The organism is Leifsonia soli, assembly GCF_013408745.1.
GTDB lineage: Bacteria > Actinomycetota > Actinomycetes > Actinomycetales > Microbacteriaceae > Leifsonia > Leifsonia soli.
This window is the reverse complement of record NZ_JACCBJ010000001.1, coordinates 3334089-3350268: the sequence shown is the minus strand read 5'-3', so window position 1 is coordinate 3350268 and position 16180 is coordinate 3334089. Positions and strand designations below refer to the sequence as shown.

General features: G+C 67.5%; 10 protein-coding genes. 4 read left to right on the top strand and 6 right to left on the bottom strand.

Annotated features, from left to right (window positions below; genetic code table 11):
- Window positions 1-411 precede the first annotated feature (411 nt).
- Both BJ963_RS16255 and BJ963_RS16250 read right to left on the bottom strand, forming a co-directional pair.
- On the bottom strand, window positions 412-1050 hold the full coding sequence (locus BJ963_RS16255; protein ID WP_179457543.1) for a DUF11 domain-containing protein: 639 nt from the start codon (window positions 1048-1050) through the stop codon (window positions 412-414).
- Window positions 1051-1141: 91 nt separating this feature from the next.
- Window positions 1142-6976, bottom strand: a complete 5835-nt coding sequence (locus BJ963_RS16250) for a DUF7927 domain-containing protein (protein WP_179457542.1) — start codon at window positions 6974-6976, stop codon at window positions 1142-1144.
- A 662-nt stretch (window positions 6977-7638) separates the two neighbouring features.
- Here BJ963_RS16250 and BJ963_RS16245 point away from each other — a divergent pair.
- The gene (locus BJ963_RS16245) at window positions 7639-9189 is read left to right on the top strand and encodes a helix-turn-helix transcriptional regulator (protein WP_179457541.1); all 1551 of its coding nucleotides are present in this window, start codon (window positions 7639-7641) and stop codon (window positions 9187-9189) included.
- Between the two features lie 56 nt (window positions 9190-9245).
- Here BJ963_RS16245 and BJ963_RS16240 read toward each other — a convergent pair whose 3' ends face one another.
- Together BJ963_RS16240 and BJ963_RS16235 are read right to left on the bottom strand one after the other, a co-directional pair.
- Window positions 9246-9893: a hypothetical protein gene (locus BJ963_RS16240; RefSeq protein ID WP_179457540.1), complete on the bottom strand. Its 648-nt coding sequence runs from the start codon at window positions 9891-9893 to the stop codon at window positions 9246-9248.
- 283 nt (window positions 9894-10176) lie between these two features.
- The gene (locus tag BJ963_RS16235) at window positions 10177-11565 is read right to left on the bottom strand and encodes an MFS transporter (protein ID WP_179457539.1); all 1389 of its coding nucleotides are present in this window, start codon (window positions 11563-11565) and stop codon (window positions 10177-10179) included.
- 23 nt (window positions 11566-11588) lie between these two features.
- On the opposite strand from BJ963_RS16235, the gene soxR reads away from it, so the two are divergent.
- Entirely contained in the window at window positions 11589-12065 is a 477-nt protein-coding gene (gene soxR / locus BJ963_RS16230) for a redox-sensitive transcriptional activator SoxR (RefSeq protein ID WP_179457538.1), read from the top strand.
- A gap of 34 nt (window positions 12066-12099) precedes the next feature.
- On the opposite strand, the gene BJ963_RS16225 is transcribed toward soxR, so the two are convergent.
- Window positions 12100-12684 carry a TetR/AcrR family transcriptional regulator C-terminal domain-containing protein gene (locus tag BJ963_RS16225; RefSeq protein ID WP_425484731.1) on the bottom strand — a complete coding sequence of 195 codons (585 nt, stop codon included), beginning with the start codon at window positions 12682-12684 and terminating at the stop codon, window positions 12100-12102.
- 138 nt (window positions 12685-12822) lie between these two features.
- Between BJ963_RS16225 and BJ963_RS16220 the strand changes: the two genes are divergently transcribed.
- Window positions 12823-14052 (top strand): beta-ketoacyl-[acyl-carrier-protein] synthase family protein, encoded by a 1230-nt coding sequence (locus BJ963_RS16220; RefSeq protein WP_179457536.1) that lies wholly within the window; start codon window positions 12823-12825, stop codon window positions 14050-14052.
- A 30-nt stretch (window positions 14053-14082) separates the two neighbouring features.
- Here the strand turns inward: BJ963_RS16220 and BJ963_RS16215 are convergent, their stop codons facing one another.
- Window positions 14083-15333: an MFS transporter gene (locus BJ963_RS16215; protein WP_179457535.1), complete on the bottom strand. Its 1251-nt coding sequence runs from the start codon at window positions 15331-15333 to the stop codon at window positions 14083-14085.
- Between the two features lie 83 nt (window positions 15334-15416).
- Here BJ963_RS16215 and BJ963_RS16210 point away from each other — a divergent pair, with 83 nt between their 5' ends.
- The gene (locus BJ963_RS16210) at window positions 15417-15776 is read left to right on the top strand and encodes a winged helix-turn-helix transcriptional regulator (RefSeq protein WP_343037306.1); all 360 of its coding nucleotides are present in this window, start codon (window positions 15417-15419) and stop codon (window positions 15774-15776) included.
- Window positions 15777-16180: the final 404 nt, after the last annotated feature.

Below are 16180 nucleotides of genomic sequence, written 5' to 3'. Positions count from 1 at the left end.
ATTCTCGAATCCATCGCTGTTCGTCACTGCTGGGCGCCCCTGACAGCTCTCTCTGAGTGGACCGGCCCGCCCGAATCGGAAGCACCGGTGGGCGGTTCAGCGGCGGGCGGACGTTGGGGGCGGATCGTGGTTTCCTTGTCGGTCGCCGACGATGGCCGGTACAACGGCATCCGGTCGTGTCCCCCGGGGCTGTTCTCTGTCATGCGGCGACGGAACGGCCCACGGTGAAAGTCGCCGGCGATGCACAGGCACGGTTGCCGGATTCGGCACCCACTCCGAGCGCTCCAGCTCTCGCGGTGCTCGGGGCGCCGAGCTCCGCAGCGCCCCCCAGCAGGTGGCGACGGGTGGCCTCGCGGCAGCCGGCAGCAGTTCGCTGAGACGCTCTGCACTCCTGCAGGCGTCCGCCCGTACTCACTCGTACCCCAGAGGCGTGCCGCGTCGACGGTGTTTCCGACGTCCACGGAGAATGAGCAGCAGGACGACCGCCGCGACAATGGCCAGGAGCACGACGGCGCCTCCGATGACCCAGGGAAGCGCAACGAGGGTGTTCCTCTCCGACTGCGCGCTGACCGCTCTGTTGTCTGGGACGTCTTTCACGCCGTCGATGAAGCTGGCGGCGGCTGTGCGAACGATCGGGGTCTTGTCCTCGCCTGCGTACACGCTGGCGAGGGTCGTGACGCGCCGCTCGGTCGCGGGGATCTTGCCGATCGTGGCCGGGATAGTGAATGTGTGGTCTGCTCCGGGAGCGATGGAGGGTGTCCAGCTCGCCATGTGCTTCTCGACCTTCGCACCGGCCGCGGTGCCGAGATCGACGTAGCCGGGAGATTCGAGGACGATCGTGACGGCGGCTTCAGTTCCCCCGAGGTTCTTCACGTGCCCGGTGTAGGTGACCGCATCGCCGGCTTTGACCGTCCTTTCGCTGTTGGTGAGCGTGATAGAGAGCTGGGCGGCCGGCTCGTCCGCGCGCACGGACGGTGCGGTGGTCATGGCGGCGGCGAGGACTGCGGCAACGACTCCGATGGTGAGCAGCGTGCGAAGGAGGGTGCGCATCGAATTTCCTTTGAGTGCGGGCGAACGACTGGCACTTCGTGAGGATTCCGGGTGGACCCCGCCCGAGGGGCCCACCCGGAATGCGTAGCGGCTAGTGCTTACCTGTTACGGTGCGCCGACGCCGGCCGAAGAACGCCAGTGCAACTCCGCCAAGGGCCAGCAGTGCGCCGATGATGGCTGCCGGGAGTGCGAACGTCGATCCGGTGTGGGCGAGGACCGCGGCCGGCGGGTCGGCGACCGTGGTCGTCACGGAGCATCCCGCACCACCGGCACCCGCCACGCAGTTGCCGCCATCAGAGGTGACGACCGCGTTGACCAGCTTCTTGTCGCCGGTGTCCGGAGCGTTCACCTTCACCGAGTATGTGATCGTGGTCGTCGCGCCGACGGGGAGCGGGCCGGACCAGGACAGCACCGGCTTCACGTACGTCGCGCCCCCGGAGGCGTCGCCGTTGTAGACGGCGTCATCGAGCACCTCCGACAGGTCGTCGGTGAAGGAAGCCGGGTGCGTCGCCGTGTAGTCGACCTTGCCCGTGTTCGACACCGTGATGGTGTAGCGCACGGTCGCGCCGGGCTGGGCGTTGGCCTGGTCGACGGTCTTCCTCACAGTGAAGCCCTCGACTGGGTCGTTCGTCGTGCACGAGGCGGCGGGGTCGCATTCTCCCCCATTTCCCGGGACGACGACGTTCTTCAGCTCGTGGTCACCCGTGTCCGGGTTCGTGACGGTGATCGAGTAGGTCACCGTCACCGTCTGCCCGACCGGGAGCGCGAGCGCCCAGGCGAGCTTCGGCGCGGTGTAGCTGCCGCCGTTGCTGGCGTCACCGTTGTAGGCGGCGTCGTCGAGAACGTGGGACAGGTCGTCCGTAAAGGCCGCCGGCTTGGCTGCCGTGAAGGCCGCCTTTCCGGTGTTCGTGACGGTGATCGTGTAGGTGATCACATCGCCGGGCTTCGCGCTGGTGGCACTGGAAGCCTTCGACACGGTGAAGGACTGCACATTGGTGGTGGTCGAGCAGGCCGCAGCGGGGTCGCAGCTGCCGCCGCCGCCGGTCGGGCGGACCGTGTTGATGACCGCCTTGTCGCCGGCATCCGGGGTGTTCACCGTCACCGAGTACGTGACGGTGATGGTGGCGCCGACCGCAAGCGGACCGGACCATTTCAGGTTCGGGTTGCTGAACGTCGCCCCGTTGGTGGCGTCGCCGTTGTACGTCGCATCATCCAGCACCGAGGACAGGTCGTCGGTGAAGGACGCCGGCTTCGCAGCGGTGTAGCTCACGTCACCGGTGTTCTTGACCGTGACGGTGTAGGTGACCGTGTCACCGGGGGCGACGTCAGCCTTGTCGGCCGTCTTCGCGACGGTGTACGAGCCGGAGGGCACATCGACCGTGCACGACGGGTTCGTCGAGCCGGCCTCGCAGTCCCCGCCGATGCCCGGCGGGGTGACGACCGCGTTGTGCAGCTTCTTGTCGCCGGCGTCGGGGTTGTTCACGGTCACGCTGTAGGTGAACGTGAGCGAGGCGCCGATGGCCAGCGGCCCGGACCAGGAGAGCGTCGGCGCGGCGTACGTCGCGCCGCCGGTGGCATCACCGTTGTAGGTGGCGTCGTCGAGCACCTGGGTGAGGTCGTCCGTCCACACCGCGGGATTCGCCGCCGTGTAGTCGACCTGGCCGGTGTTGGTGACCGTGATCGTGTACGTGACCTTCCCGCCAGGGATGACGGCGTTCGTGTCCGCGGACTTGGCCGTGCTGAACGACTTCACCGGAGTGGTCGTCTCGCACCCGCCCGGGATAGCGCAGCCGCCGTCCGGAGGCAGGATGACCGTGTTCTTCAGGCTATGGTCACCGGTGTCCGGCGTGTTCACCGTCACCGAGTAGGTGAGGGTGACCGATCCGCCGACCGGGATCGCGAGAGCCCAGGCCAAGGTCGGTGCCGTGTACGTGGCGCCGTTGCTGGCATCCCCGTTGTAGGTCGCGTCATCCAGCACCCCGGTCAGGTTGTCGCTGACCGCGGCCGGGTTGACCGCCGTGTAGGCGACCTGGCCGACATTGGCGACCGTGATCGTGTACGTGACCACGTCGCCCGGGACCGCCTGCGTGGAACTGGAGGTCTTCAGCGCGGTGAACGCCTGAACCGGGTTGGTCACGCTGCAGCTGCCCTCCGGGTCACAACCACCGCCAGTGTTCGGCGGAGTGGTGACCGCGTTGGTCAGGGAACCGTCACCGGAGGCCGGCGCGCCGACCGTGACCGAGTAGGTCACCGTCGTCGTCGCACCCACAGCGAGCGGGCCCGACCACGACAGGGTGGGTGCCGCGTAGGCGGCGCCGTTGTTCGCGTCGTTGTTGTACGTCGCGTCATCCAGCACCTTGCTCAGGTCGTCGGTGAACGACGCCGGCGCGCCGGCCGTGTACGTAGCGGTGCCCGTGTTCTTCACCGTGACGGTGTAGGTGATGACATCGCCCGGCTTGACGGCGCCGGTCGGGCTGGAGGTCTTGGAGACCGTGAACGACTGGACGTCGTTCGTGGTGGTGCAGCTACCGGCCGTGGCGCAGTCACCGCCATCACCCGGGACGACCGCGTTGGTCAGCACCTTGTTCCCTGTGTCGGGCTTGTTCACCGTCACCGAGTACGTGATCGTCTGCGTTGCACCGACCGCGAGAGCTCCGGACCAGGACAGCGTGTTGCCGTTCACGACCGCGCCATTGCCGGCGTCGCCGTTGTAGCTGGCGTCGTCCAGGACCTTGGTCAGGTCGTCGGTGAAGGACGCCGGGTCGGCCGCGGTGAAGGCGCCGGTTCCCGTGTTCGTCACCGTCACCGTGTAGGTCACGACATCGCCCTCGTGCACCGCACCGGACGGGCTGGATGCCTTCGCGACCGTGAACGACTGCACCTGGGTCGTCGTCGTGCAGCCTCCGGCCGTGGCGCATGCGCCACCCGGCTCGGTCGGGCGCACGGTGTTCTTCACGACCTTGTCGCCGGTGTCGGGGCTGTTGACCGTCACCGAATAGGTGATGGTGATCGACTGTCCGATCGGGAGGGGCCCGGACCAGGTGAGGTGCGTTCCGGTGACGGTGGCGCCATTGCTGGCGTCGCCGTTGTACGTGGCGTCATCGAGAACGCTCGACAGATCGTCGGTGAAGGCGGCCGGCGCGGCCGGCGTGTAGTCGATGTTGCCGGTGTTGGTCACCGTGACGGTGTAGGTGACCGTGTCACCCGGCTTCGCCAGCGTGGTGCTGGCCGACTTCGCGACGGTGTAGGAGCCGGACGGGATCGTCACCGTACAGGCCGGATCGGTCGACCCGGCAGGACAGCCGCCCTCCACCGGAGTCACCACGGAGTTGGTCAGCTTCTGGTCACCGGTGTCCGGCGTGTTCACCGTCACCGAGTAGGTGAACGTCGCCGTCGCACCGATCGCCAGAGGCCCCGACCATGACAGCGTCGGCGCGGCGTACGTCGCGCCACCGGTCACGTCCCCGTTGTAGGTGGCGTCATCCAGCACGGCGGTGAGGTCATCCGACCAGGACGCCGGCGTACCGGCGGTGTAGTCCACCTGCCCATCGTTGACCACGGTCACCGTGTAGGTGATCGTGTCACCAGGCACGACCTGGTTGCGGTCAGCCGTCTTGGTCACATGGAACGAGCGCACCGGCGTGTTGGTGGTGCAGTCTCCCGCCGTGACACAGGTGCCGTTGGTGCCGGGGGTGACCTGGTTGGTCAGGATGTGGTTGCCGTTATCTGGGGTGCGGACCGTCACCGAGTAGGTGATCGTCTGCGTCGCACCGACCGCGAGCGGCCCCGACCACGACAGTGTGTTGCCGGTCACGGTGGCGCCGTTGCTGGCGTCGCCGTTGTAGGCGGCGTCATCCGTCACCCCGACCAGGCTGTCGGTGAACGAGGCCGGGTTAGCCGCTGTAAACGGGACCGTTCCCGTGTTGGTCACCGTCACCGTGTAGGTGAGGACCCCACCTGCGGCGACCGACGTCGACGACGCCGACTTCGACACCGTGAACGACGGCGTGTTCGGCGTGTTCGTGACATTGCAGATGTACGCGTCGGCTCCAGGGACCGTGAACGTCCAAGCCGCGGTCGATCCGCCAGTCGTCAGCTTGTTCCCCGCACTGTCGGTACATACCACCGTGGGGCTGTACGACGTGAGCGCATCAGGCGATCCAGGGGCCATCACATCGGTGATCGTGTAGGTCGCGTTCTGCGAGACCGGCCAGTTCGTGGTCGACGCCGTCGTGTTCGTACCGGTCGTCGTCGCCGAGGTGAGAGCCGGGCCGCCACCGTTATTCAGCCCAACGGTGAACTGGTCGGCCGGCTGCACACGACCGTTCACCGTCTTGGTGACCGTGATGGTAGGGATTGGAGCAGTGGCGCAACGGGCGCCGTCGTTACCGACAGAGCTCGGACCGGCCGAAACCACGATGGACTCGAGCGTTGTCGGCTTCACCCGATAGATCGTCCCGGACCCGTTGTCGCTGAAGTACAGGTTGCCGGCGGCATCCGCGTAAGCAGCACCATAGGTGGCCGACGCCGACGTGTTCGCGATCGGACCGAGGTCGGTGTAGGCATGCGTCGTCGCGTCGAAACGGAGAAGGTGCGCACCGCCGGTCCCCGCGGTCGTGTCCGCCAGTCCGTAGAAGCCACCGTTGACGTACGTCCAGTCCGACGGAAGGTTCGCGATACCCGCCGGTCGCGTCGGCGTCCCCGACGCGATCACCTTGCCATAGTTGGCCGAGCCGGGTGCCAGGTCGATCTCAACCCACTGCCCATCCCCTGTTCCTCCATACTGCAGGAACAAATGTCCCGCGTTGTCGAAATCACCGACCTGGTACCCACTGGGTGCGCTGGCGCCTGCCGGCTGCCCCAGGTTGGTCAGTGTCCCGTCCGAGGCGATCCGGACCAGCGTCTGGGTGGTGATGTCCCATCCGTACATGTAGTTGTCGAGGGTGTTGTAACCGATCCCGTTGACCGTGTCGGGCGTGGTGCCGATCTGAGTGGCGGCACCGGAGACGAGGTCCACCTGGTAGATCTGGTGAACCCCATCGCTCGGGCTCTGGAACAGGTAACCGAAGGCCGAGCAGGTCCACACCGGCGGTGGAGGAGTATTCGTGATCGTGCACGAAATGTCATCACCGACTGCGGGCACAACCGTCTTGCTCGTGCCCGATCCTGACGGCAAAACCGTGGCACTGCCGCTGTTCGCGTTGGTGCATGTCCACGATTGCGTGTAGCTGCCCAGTGACGTCGTTTCGTTCCCGGCCGCTTCGCTCAGGGTGTAACTGCCGGTGACCGGGAGGATCGTGACCGCACCGGTGGTCGAGCTGTTCGACGTGCCCGTCGTGGCCTGGCCGAGGGTCGATTGTTCCGGGGACGTGATGAAGGTATCGAATCTATCGGACGGATGGACTCTGCCGGCCACCGTCTTGGACAGCGTCAACTTCGACGTCATGAAACCGAGCGCGACCGCTTCGCCACCACCGGCGGCAGTCATCGTCGCCGAGAACGTGGTCGCGCCGACGGACTGCACAACCAGCGATCCCCAGCGCGAGTCCGCCGTCGGGAGCAGGCCGGTACAGGTTGCCGTCCCCGTCCCGAATCCGCCGGGGTTCATCTGACAGCCGTTCTCGGGCCCGGGCCCAGGTGCGGGGTGGATGTCCGCGAGCTTGGTGACCGTCGTATCGGAGGTCCATGTGATCCGCTCATCCGACCCGGTGGCCTCGGCGTCGGCCGAGACGAGTCCATAACCCTTCACCGCTACGCCCGTCGGGTCTTTCACGGTGATACTCCGCAGTGTCGTGGTGACGACTCCTGCACCGAATATATGGATCGCGGGTTTACCCGGGGTTCCCGCGTACGCCTGGTTGCCGATGACCGAAGGAGCCCACGTCGGGACCGCATCGGCGGTCACCGTCGCTGTGCCGCTCGTCACACGCGTGATGAGGTTGTAGGAGACCGTGTAACCCCCCGGAAGGCTGAGCGAGAAGTCTTGGCCCGCCGCGCTGTCGGTTTGAGCACGATTGAATGCCGACAGGTCCAGCCAACAGATCGTGTCCGCGTTCGGTCCACCCGTACCGTACCCGCACCCGACGGGTCCCGCCGCTGCCGCCGGCTCAGGAGCCGCGATGCTCGTCGTCACGCTAAGTCCCAGAAGAACGAGCAGACCGCTCACAATTGCCGCAAGTGCACGCGATGGTCAGCGGACGGGCCTGTCGACATCTGAATGGGCCGCGTTAGCGGTTCGCATGGTTCCTCCTGGATCAACTCGCGGCGCTCACGTGGGACGCGCCTTCGAGCTAAGGTTGCGGATCGGTTACTGGTGCAGTCACAGCTGAGTCCCAAGCCGCGATTGGTGCTCCCAGCAAACTGGCAACGACACGCCGGTGTCCCGCGGATTCGAGAGAACGACCCCCGACCCCCCGGAACTTAACCCCCGACGCCCCTCGAACAGGGGGCATCTTCTCGCTTGTGTGGTGCCCGGGTCGCGGCTGTCAGCGCTCGATCACGCCTGCAGCTCGTATGCACCAACCGTCACAGGAGTTCGGTGCGGACGTGGCTTCGAAAGTGCTGGCAATCTACTTGTGTGAGTGCACCATGACCGCAAGCAAGAACGGCGCCGTCGACGACCAGCAGCGCATCGATCCCCGACGTAACCCGGGCTTGCTTCCCGTCGTGGTGTCACGGGCGGTGGCGCGTGCGGGGTGGCGGCACGCGACCCGGATCATCGGACAGCATTGGGACGCCTTCGCTGAGTGCGCCCCGCAGCAGTTGCTCGAAGCGCTGAAGGCTCTGCCCGGGGAGGCTTTCGTCGAGCAACCCAGCTATGTCGTCGCGGCGAATTACCTGCATCAGGTGGTTCTCGGCGGCGACCCGGCCGCGTTCTTCAACGACGGGCGGTTCAGCACCGGCGCCGTGGACGGCAAGGCGAACCTCGACACGTTGGTCTTCTTGACCGGCGAAACCGCGGGCGCGCGCACCAACGGGCGGCTGGAAGACGCCCGCAATGCCGCGAACCGAGCCAGGGACGCACTGAGATCCATGACACCCGCAGATCGGGCATCGATCGCCAGTGACCTCCCTCACCTGCACTTCCAATGGGGACGTTCCCTGGACGCCGCGGACGCCGTCGGCGCGATCGCCGAATACGAGGCGGCCTTCAACCTCGGCCGCCTGACCGATCAGCCCGTGATCGCCCGACGCGCAGCAAGCCATGTCGCCTGGTACCACGCCGAACGCGGGCGGCTCCGATACGCCGAGATGTGGCTTGCGAGGGCGACGGCCGAACCGGCCACGAGCGGCCGCTACGACGTCATCTACTTCCTCGCCACAGCACTGCTCGGTTACGACCGCGGGAACAAGGACGCCGACAGGCAGCTCTCGCGCGCGCTCGGTCTTCCCCTCGGCGAGCAATGGGCGGCAGCGGTCTGGCTTTCCGCCCTCCTCGAGACACGCGACGTCGGCGGCTTCGCTCAAACGCAACTCGACACCGAGTTGGAACGGCACCCCGAAGTCCTCCACGACGCCGGCGCGAACAGCCGCTACGTTCGAGCAGCCCAGGCGCAACTGGCCAGAATCCGGCCGCGGATGCGCATCGACCACGCCCCGGCCGATCCTCCTACTGCTTTCGATCGCATTCTGATGGCCGCCCAGGCATCGCGCGAAGGCCGCTACCCGGACGCTCTAGCGCAATCCGATGAGGCCATCCCACAGGCGTCCGCTCCCCGGCTCCAAGCCTCCGCCCTGCTGCTGTCCGCCGCATCCCACCTGGCACTCGGTCATCGGGGGATGGCCGCGTCCGCGTACCGGCACGCGGACGCCATCATCACGCGCGAGCAACTGCTCTCCGTGTACTCCGTCATCTCTCCGCGCACTGTTTCAACGCTCGCCGAAATCTCGGGTACACCCCCGCAAGGGGGCGGTCATGCTCTCGCGGTCGCGGACCGCCCCGACCTCAGCGCCCGCGAACGCGAGATCTTGGCACTGATCTCCACGGGAATGCCGATGCAGAACATCGCCTCCGAACTCTTCATCAGCCCCAACACCCTCAAGGCCGGCGTGCGCTCTCTGTACCGCAAACTCGGCGTCCACTCCCGACAAGAAGCAGCCGACGCCGCGAAGCACATCGTCGAGTGGCCCTCCCCCTGAGGCCGCCAGGGATCGAAAGCCAGCGCTCACGCCCTTCTTTCCCTGGGGCGCCTTCGTCACCAGCGGAGCTGTCGGGCCTGCTCGAGCCACTCCTGATCGGCGGCGAGCTGCGCCTCGATCGTGTGCCGGATAGGTCGGCTGCACACGTGGACGTGACGGGCGATGACCTCACCCACCCCCTGCCAGCGCGAAAGCCCGCTCCGAACGCGCGCGAGATCACCCTCGGAGAGCTCCGGCACGCGCGCCAGCCGCTCGCGCAGCAGCATGAGCGCGTCCGCATACTCGTCGTACCCGCGGATGACATCGGCCTCGATCACGGGAACATCGGAGCTGCCGATCAGTTCGAGACTGACGGCTCCGAAACCGGAGTCGAAGTCCAGCGAACGCGTCAACCAGGCGAGCTGGCTCATCTGCGCATTGAACAGCTTCTCGGCACGTCGTCGCTTGGCCTCCTGAGCTCGCCACTCCCGGCGAGCCCGCGCACGGTTCGCACGCACGGCCAACCAGTTCGGTGGCGTGAGGGGCTCCTGCCGAAGGGGGACGATCCCCGCAGGGGAGCGTTCCACCCACGGGTCGTCCGGGCGAAAGCCCGCACGATAGGCGTCCGCCGCGATCCCGGCGTGGTGCACGCCTTCCGCGATCCAGGCGGCCACCTCTCGCGGATCAGTGAATCCCACGTTCACCCACGTCTCGGCGTAGCTCATACGCACCTCCCACTCGGACGCGCCCTCCCATTCCCGAGGCCGGCCCTCCCGTGGAGCGTCCACGACCTCGGCGATCACGCCGACGTGAGCCTGGCGACCCGACCCATCTCCCACGTGCACCACCTCGCCCCGCGACGTCCGCGGTCTCGTCCTGCAGCTGCATCACGCAGCCATTCACCAGCCGCGTCGGCGCGACCCACATGGTGAAGGATGGCAAGCGGACGTCTCCACCTCCGGGACCAAAGTCCTCCGCGTCCGTCTGGCTCAGGTGGCCCGGATCCTGCTAACGCGCCCGTGGGAGGCCGCCGAGGCCGACGACCACACCGATCGCTACCAGGATTGCGAGACCGCCGGCCATCCCTTGCGCGTCGGTGAGTCCGCCGATGTGCGTGGTGAGCAGGAGGCCGCAGAAGGCGGTGAAGACGGTGTTGCTGAGGAGCTGCACGACGCTGATCCCGGCGGAGGTCTGTGCCGAATCGGCGTCGCCGCGTCCCATCGCCATGGCCGCAACGGCCAGGTGCGGGAACGCCAGCCCCACACCGCCGCCGATGGCCGCCAGCGCGGGGAGCCACCACAGCATCCACGGGCCGCCCAGGCCGCCGGTCGCCGCGATGGTGACGAAGCCGGCGAGGGTCACGACGGGGCCGAGGACGCGCAGGAGTGCCCGCGTCCGCGTCGCGGTCACCGAGACGCTCGCGAATTGGGCCACCGTCCAGCCGATCGACGGCACAGCGCCGAGGTACCCGGCCCCGAACGGCGACAGGCCCAGCCGCTGCCCGAACAACGGGATGAACGCTTCGATCATCACCGACCCGGCCAGGACCGCGACCAACAGGTAGACCCACCGCAGTCGTGACCCCCGCGCATAGGTCGCCTTCGGGAGCATGCTCGACCTCGCTCGACTGTCCACGACGAGGAAGAGCACGAGCAGGAGCACACCGCCCGCGGACCAGGCCAGCCGCGTCGGACCGTCGAACAGCGCGGCGACGCTGAGACCGGACACCGCGAGAAGGACCATGACGAGGGACGGGATGGCCACGGATCCGTGGGCCCGTGGGTCGTCGGGCGAACCGTTCTCGGCCGGCGCCACCGAGAAGCGTGCGGCGACCGCCAGCGCCAGTGCGCAGGCCGCCAGGACGACGAACGGCGCTCGCCAGAGTCCCGGTGCGCCGAACATGCCGCCGAGCGCCGGCCCGGCGATGCCGCCGATCGCCCACATCGCCGTGACGAGGCCGGTCGCGCGGCCCCACAGGCTCTCGGGCAGCAGAGCGCTGATCGCCACGTACGCGAGGGCGGTGAGCAGCCCGCCGCCGATTCCCTGCACGGCACGCCCGGCGACGACGATCTCCATCGTCCAGGAAGCGGCGATGACCGCCGAGCCTGCGGCGAACAGACCGAACGCGAGGAGATACGAGGCGCGGAGTCCCAGCCGTCCGATCACGGGGCTCGCGCTTGCGGACCCGATGACGGACGCGGCCAGGAACGCGGTGTTCACCCAGGCGTAGAGGCGGTCGCCGTTCAGCTGGGAGGCGAGCGCCGGAAGCACAGCGCCCGTGATGTAGGTGGTCACGGCGTACGCGGCGACGCCACCGCTCAGCACGAGGGCGATCCGTCCATTGGCTCCCCGGAGGAGAGCACGCCAGGTCGAGGGTTGCAGTGTTTCTGTGGTCATGGCTCCACCGTAAAATCTCAACCATGGTTGAGATCAAGCGACCGAGTCCCACAGACCTCCTGACCATCGGCGAGGTGGTCCGCCGCACCGGGGTCGCGGCGTCCGCCCTCCACTTCTACGAGCGGAAGGGCCTCATCCACACCCAGCGGACGGAGGGAGGCACCCGTCTGTATCCCCGCCACGTGGAGCGGCGTATCGCGATCATCCAAGTGGCCAAGCGCCTCGGTATCCCACTCAGCGAGGTGGCGGAGCAATTCCAGGCGCTTCCCACCGATCGAATGCCCTCGCTCCGCGATTGGAACCGGCTGAACGAGCACTGGCGCGCCAAGCTGACCGCCCGCCAGCGTGAACTCGAACGACTGCAGAGCGAGATGAGCCAGTGCATCGGCTGCGGCTGCGTCTCACTCAGCGTGTGCCTGGTCATGAACCCCGGCGACGTCCTGGGGCAGGACGGGCAGGGCGCCCGCCGCTTGCAGCCGATCGAGGATGAGAGGGCGTGAGCCGACGGGCAATGCGGCACTCATCGAGCCGCTCTCAGTCGGCGACCGTGCTTTCCTCCGCTCGCGACGAGGACTCGTCGCCGATCGCGTCCCTCCCGTCGACGACGGTCAGTGTGCCGGCCAGGTCGAGGTCCGTGGCCGTACCGTGCGCTCCTGCGTGCGCGAGGAGGGCGCCCCCGAGAGCCGTGCTCCAGAACGTCCTCACCTCTTGATGGACGGGTCTGTCCACTCTCCAGCCTCGAACCTCGACGAGCTCGCTGAGGTAGCGCTCGGATTGGCGGAAGAGCAGATGGAGGTGCTGGTCGATCACGGGCGCGAGGTCGGCCCTGGTGATTCCGATCGCGAGCGCTCCCGCCACGAGAGGGAGAGAGGGCAGAGCCAGAACCGTCCGCGCGATGTTCCGCCGGAATGCGGCCGCGTCGGCAGCGTTGCGTCCGATCCGTTCGATGCGGCGGGTGTCGTGGAGCATCGCGAGAAACGCAGCATGAACGAGGAGCGAGTCCTTGGACCCGAAGTGGTAGGTGATCTGGTTCGGGAACACTCCTGCAGCTTCCGCGATCTCCGCGACGCTCAGTTGCGCCCCCTGCCGTTCCTTGCACAAGCGTGCCGTGGTATCGATCAGTCGCCTGCGCGTCGAAGATCCCCGTTCCCTCTGAGGGGCGAGTTCCCGACGGGTCGTCTGCCGCTGAGCCATGTCGCCATTGTATGTGATACAAATAGGAAGGAAATTGTATGGCATACAAAGAATGGTCTTGCTATGGAGAAGAACGAAGTCGTCGTGACCGGCTTGGGCGCGATCACGCCGCTCGGCCCGGATGTCGCCTCCACCTGGAGGGCGCTCGTGGCGGGAGAGTCCGGCATCCGCGGTGACGCCCTGGGAGATTCGGGGGACGACGAGCTCCGCGGCGTCGCCGCGGGGACGATGGCGGTCGATCCAGCATCGCTGCTCCCCCCGGTCCAGGCACGGCGCCTGGACCGGTCCCAGCAGGCGGCCCTCGTTGCAGCCGCGGAAGCCTGGGCCGACGCGAACCTCTCCGATGTCGATCCCGAGAGGCTGGCCGCCGTCATCGGCACCGGCATCGGGGGCGTTCAGACGCTGCTGCGGGAGGACGACGTGCGGGAGACCTCGGGGGCGCGGCGCGTGTCGCCGCGAACCGTCCCGATGCTCATGCCGAACGCGGCGGCCGCGCTGATCAGCATCACCTACAACGCGCGCGGCGGCTCGTACACGCCGGTCTCCGCCTGCTCCTCAGGAGCCGAAGCGATCGCCTTCGGAGCCAGGCTCATCCGTGCCGGCGAGGCGGACGTCGTGATCGCCGGCGGCACAGAGGCGGCGATAGCCCCGATCACCGTCGCCGGCTTCCGGCAGGCTCGCTCCCTCTCGCATCACTCCGACGATCCCGCATCGGCATCACGACCGTTCGCAGCAGACCGCAGCGGTTTCGTCCTCGGAGAAGGCTCCGCCATCATCGTGATGGAAAGCGCAGAGCACGCTTCCGCGCGGGGGGCCCGGATCCATGCTGTGCTCGCCGGGGCGGGTATCGCGGCGGACGCCCACCACATCACAGCCCCCGCTCCCGACGGCAGCGGCCAGATCTCGGCGATGCGCAAGGCGCTGGCGCAGGCCGGGCTGGAGGCCGGACAGATCGGGCACGTCAACGCTCACGCCACGGGGACAGAGGTAGGAGACGCCGCCGAGGCCATCGCCATCAACGCGGTGCTCGGCCGAGCAACCGTCACAGCGCCGAAAGCCGCTCTCGGCCACTTGTTCGGAGCGGCAGGCGCGATCGAGGCCCTGATCGCTGTGCTGAGCATCGAACACGGCATCATCCCTCCAACACGCAACCTCGACCGCTCGACCGTCGACCCCGGCATCGACCTCGATGTCGTCACGCAGCGACGCGAGCTGACCCAGCACGCAGTACTCAGCAACTCCTTCGGCTTCGGCGGCCAGAACGTCTCCTTGATCTTCACAGCCGAACGCTAGCTACAGGAGGCCGGAACGCTGTCGACGCCGTCACTCGGACTCCTCGCTGGCGATCCGCGCGGCAGACCAGCTGCTCGTGCCGAAGAGAGCGCCGAGCGTGACGGCCGCCATGAGCGCGAACACGCCCCAGATCGGCATCACCTCGGCCAAGAGGCCGCCGGCCAACGCACCCACGGGCATGGCGCCCCAGGAGACGAGCCGGTAGGCGGACACCACACGGCCGAGAAGCGCCGGCGGTGTGAGCCGCTGGCGCACGGTGACGACGCTCACGTTCCACAAAGCGACGCCGATGCCGCCGATCACGAAGGCCGCGCCGACGACAACCGCGTCGTGCGCGATCACGGGCACCCCGATCTGGAGTGCCTGCGTGATGATGTTGGCGGTCATCAGGCCCCGGTCGCCGATCCACTTCCGCAGGGGCGCGACGAGAAGCCCGCCGAGGATGCTGCCGACCGCGGACACGGTCAGCAGCAGACCGTATCCGGCGGGCGACAGGCCGAGAACGGACCCGCGCCCCACGGCATAGACGACGAATACCGCGGTGACCGCCGACCCGGCGAAGTTCGTCATCCCGACGCGGAGAGTGATGGAGCGGAGTACACGGCTTCGAAGGAGGAAGCGCACCCCGGCGGCGACGTCTGCCCGGAGCGTCGAGCGGGCTGCCTGCGGAGCGGCGCGGTAGGTCCCGCGCACGAGGAGCAGGCCGGCGACCGCGAGCAGCCACAACCCGCTGGACGTGAACGAGGAGACGGCTGCACCGATCCCGATCAGGATTCCGCCGAGTGCCGGCCCGGCGAACTGGTTGGCCGCCTGGTCTGCGACCTGCTGGGCGGCGTTCGCCCGCGGCAGGAGCGGGCGCTCGACGATCATCGGCACGATCGCCTGCGCCGACGTGTCGTAGAAGACCTCCGCGACCCCGGCACCGAACGCCACCAGATACAGGGCGAGGATGGAGTCCACCCGAAGCACGCACAGCACACCGAACACCGCGAGAAGCACTCCGCGCGCGATGTTCGCGGCCAGCATGATCCGGCGGCGGTCCCCACGGTCCGCGATGGCACCGGCCGGGAGGGAGGCGAGGAGCCAGGGCAGGGTGGCCGCGAACGACACACCGGCGATCAACGCCGGGCTGCCCGTCGTCGCCTTCGCGACCAGAAGCAGCGCGACCTTGAACGACCCGTCCGCCAGGCTCGAGAGCGTGCTTCCTGTGAGCAGGACCCAGTACCTGCCGCCGAGAGCTGGAGAGGCGGCCGTGGTGCGGGCGGCGGGGGTCTGGACCATGTTTCTTCTCCGTTCGGCTGCTGACGCACCCGACGCTATGGAAAAGTAACTGGTGACTTCAACGTAACCGGAGGAGGGTCACCGTGGGGTACAACATCATGTCAGCGACCTGCCCGTCGCGTATCGTGCTGCGGCGCATCGGAGCACGGTGGACCGTGTTCATCATCAACGCGCTCGAGCACGAACCGATGCGATTCACCGCGCTGGCTGATCGCATCCAGGGCATCACTCCCAAGGTTCTCGCCGAGACGCTGCGCTCTCTCGAGCACGACGGGCTGGTATCCCGGACGGTCTACGACGAAAACCCGCCGCGCGTCGAGTACGCGCTCACCGACCTCGGCCGATCACTTCTCGTCCCCCTCCGAGCCGTGCGCAGATGGGCCGAAGAGCACGTCCCCGACGTTCTTACAGCCCGCGCGGCCTCCACTGGCGAAGCGCAGTAGCCCACGCCGGCGTCCCGGCTCTCACTGGCGGCAGCCGACCGGGTCACAACCCCGTGGAAGAGGATCTGGTCGACGACCAAGCTTCTCTCACGCGAGTTGACGCTGAGAGACCGCATCAGTACGCATAGCGAACTCGCAGAAAAAATAACGACTTGATAACTAGATGCCGTTACCTCTTCGTTATATAGTTCAAGAGCAATGGTTGTTTGCTGTGGCAGCCATCGCGGAATGTGATTGCAGGACACTCTTGGTGCAAGGGAGAGGGCCGGCCGCTAGCCTCTGCGGCCGGCCCTCAATCTTTTCTCTCTCCGTCCTCTCCTCCCGCGGCGCCCGCTCCCCCGTGGTGGCACGGATGTCGCCTCGCGCGCATGATGAGAAGATGCGAATGCATTGAGCTCGCAGAG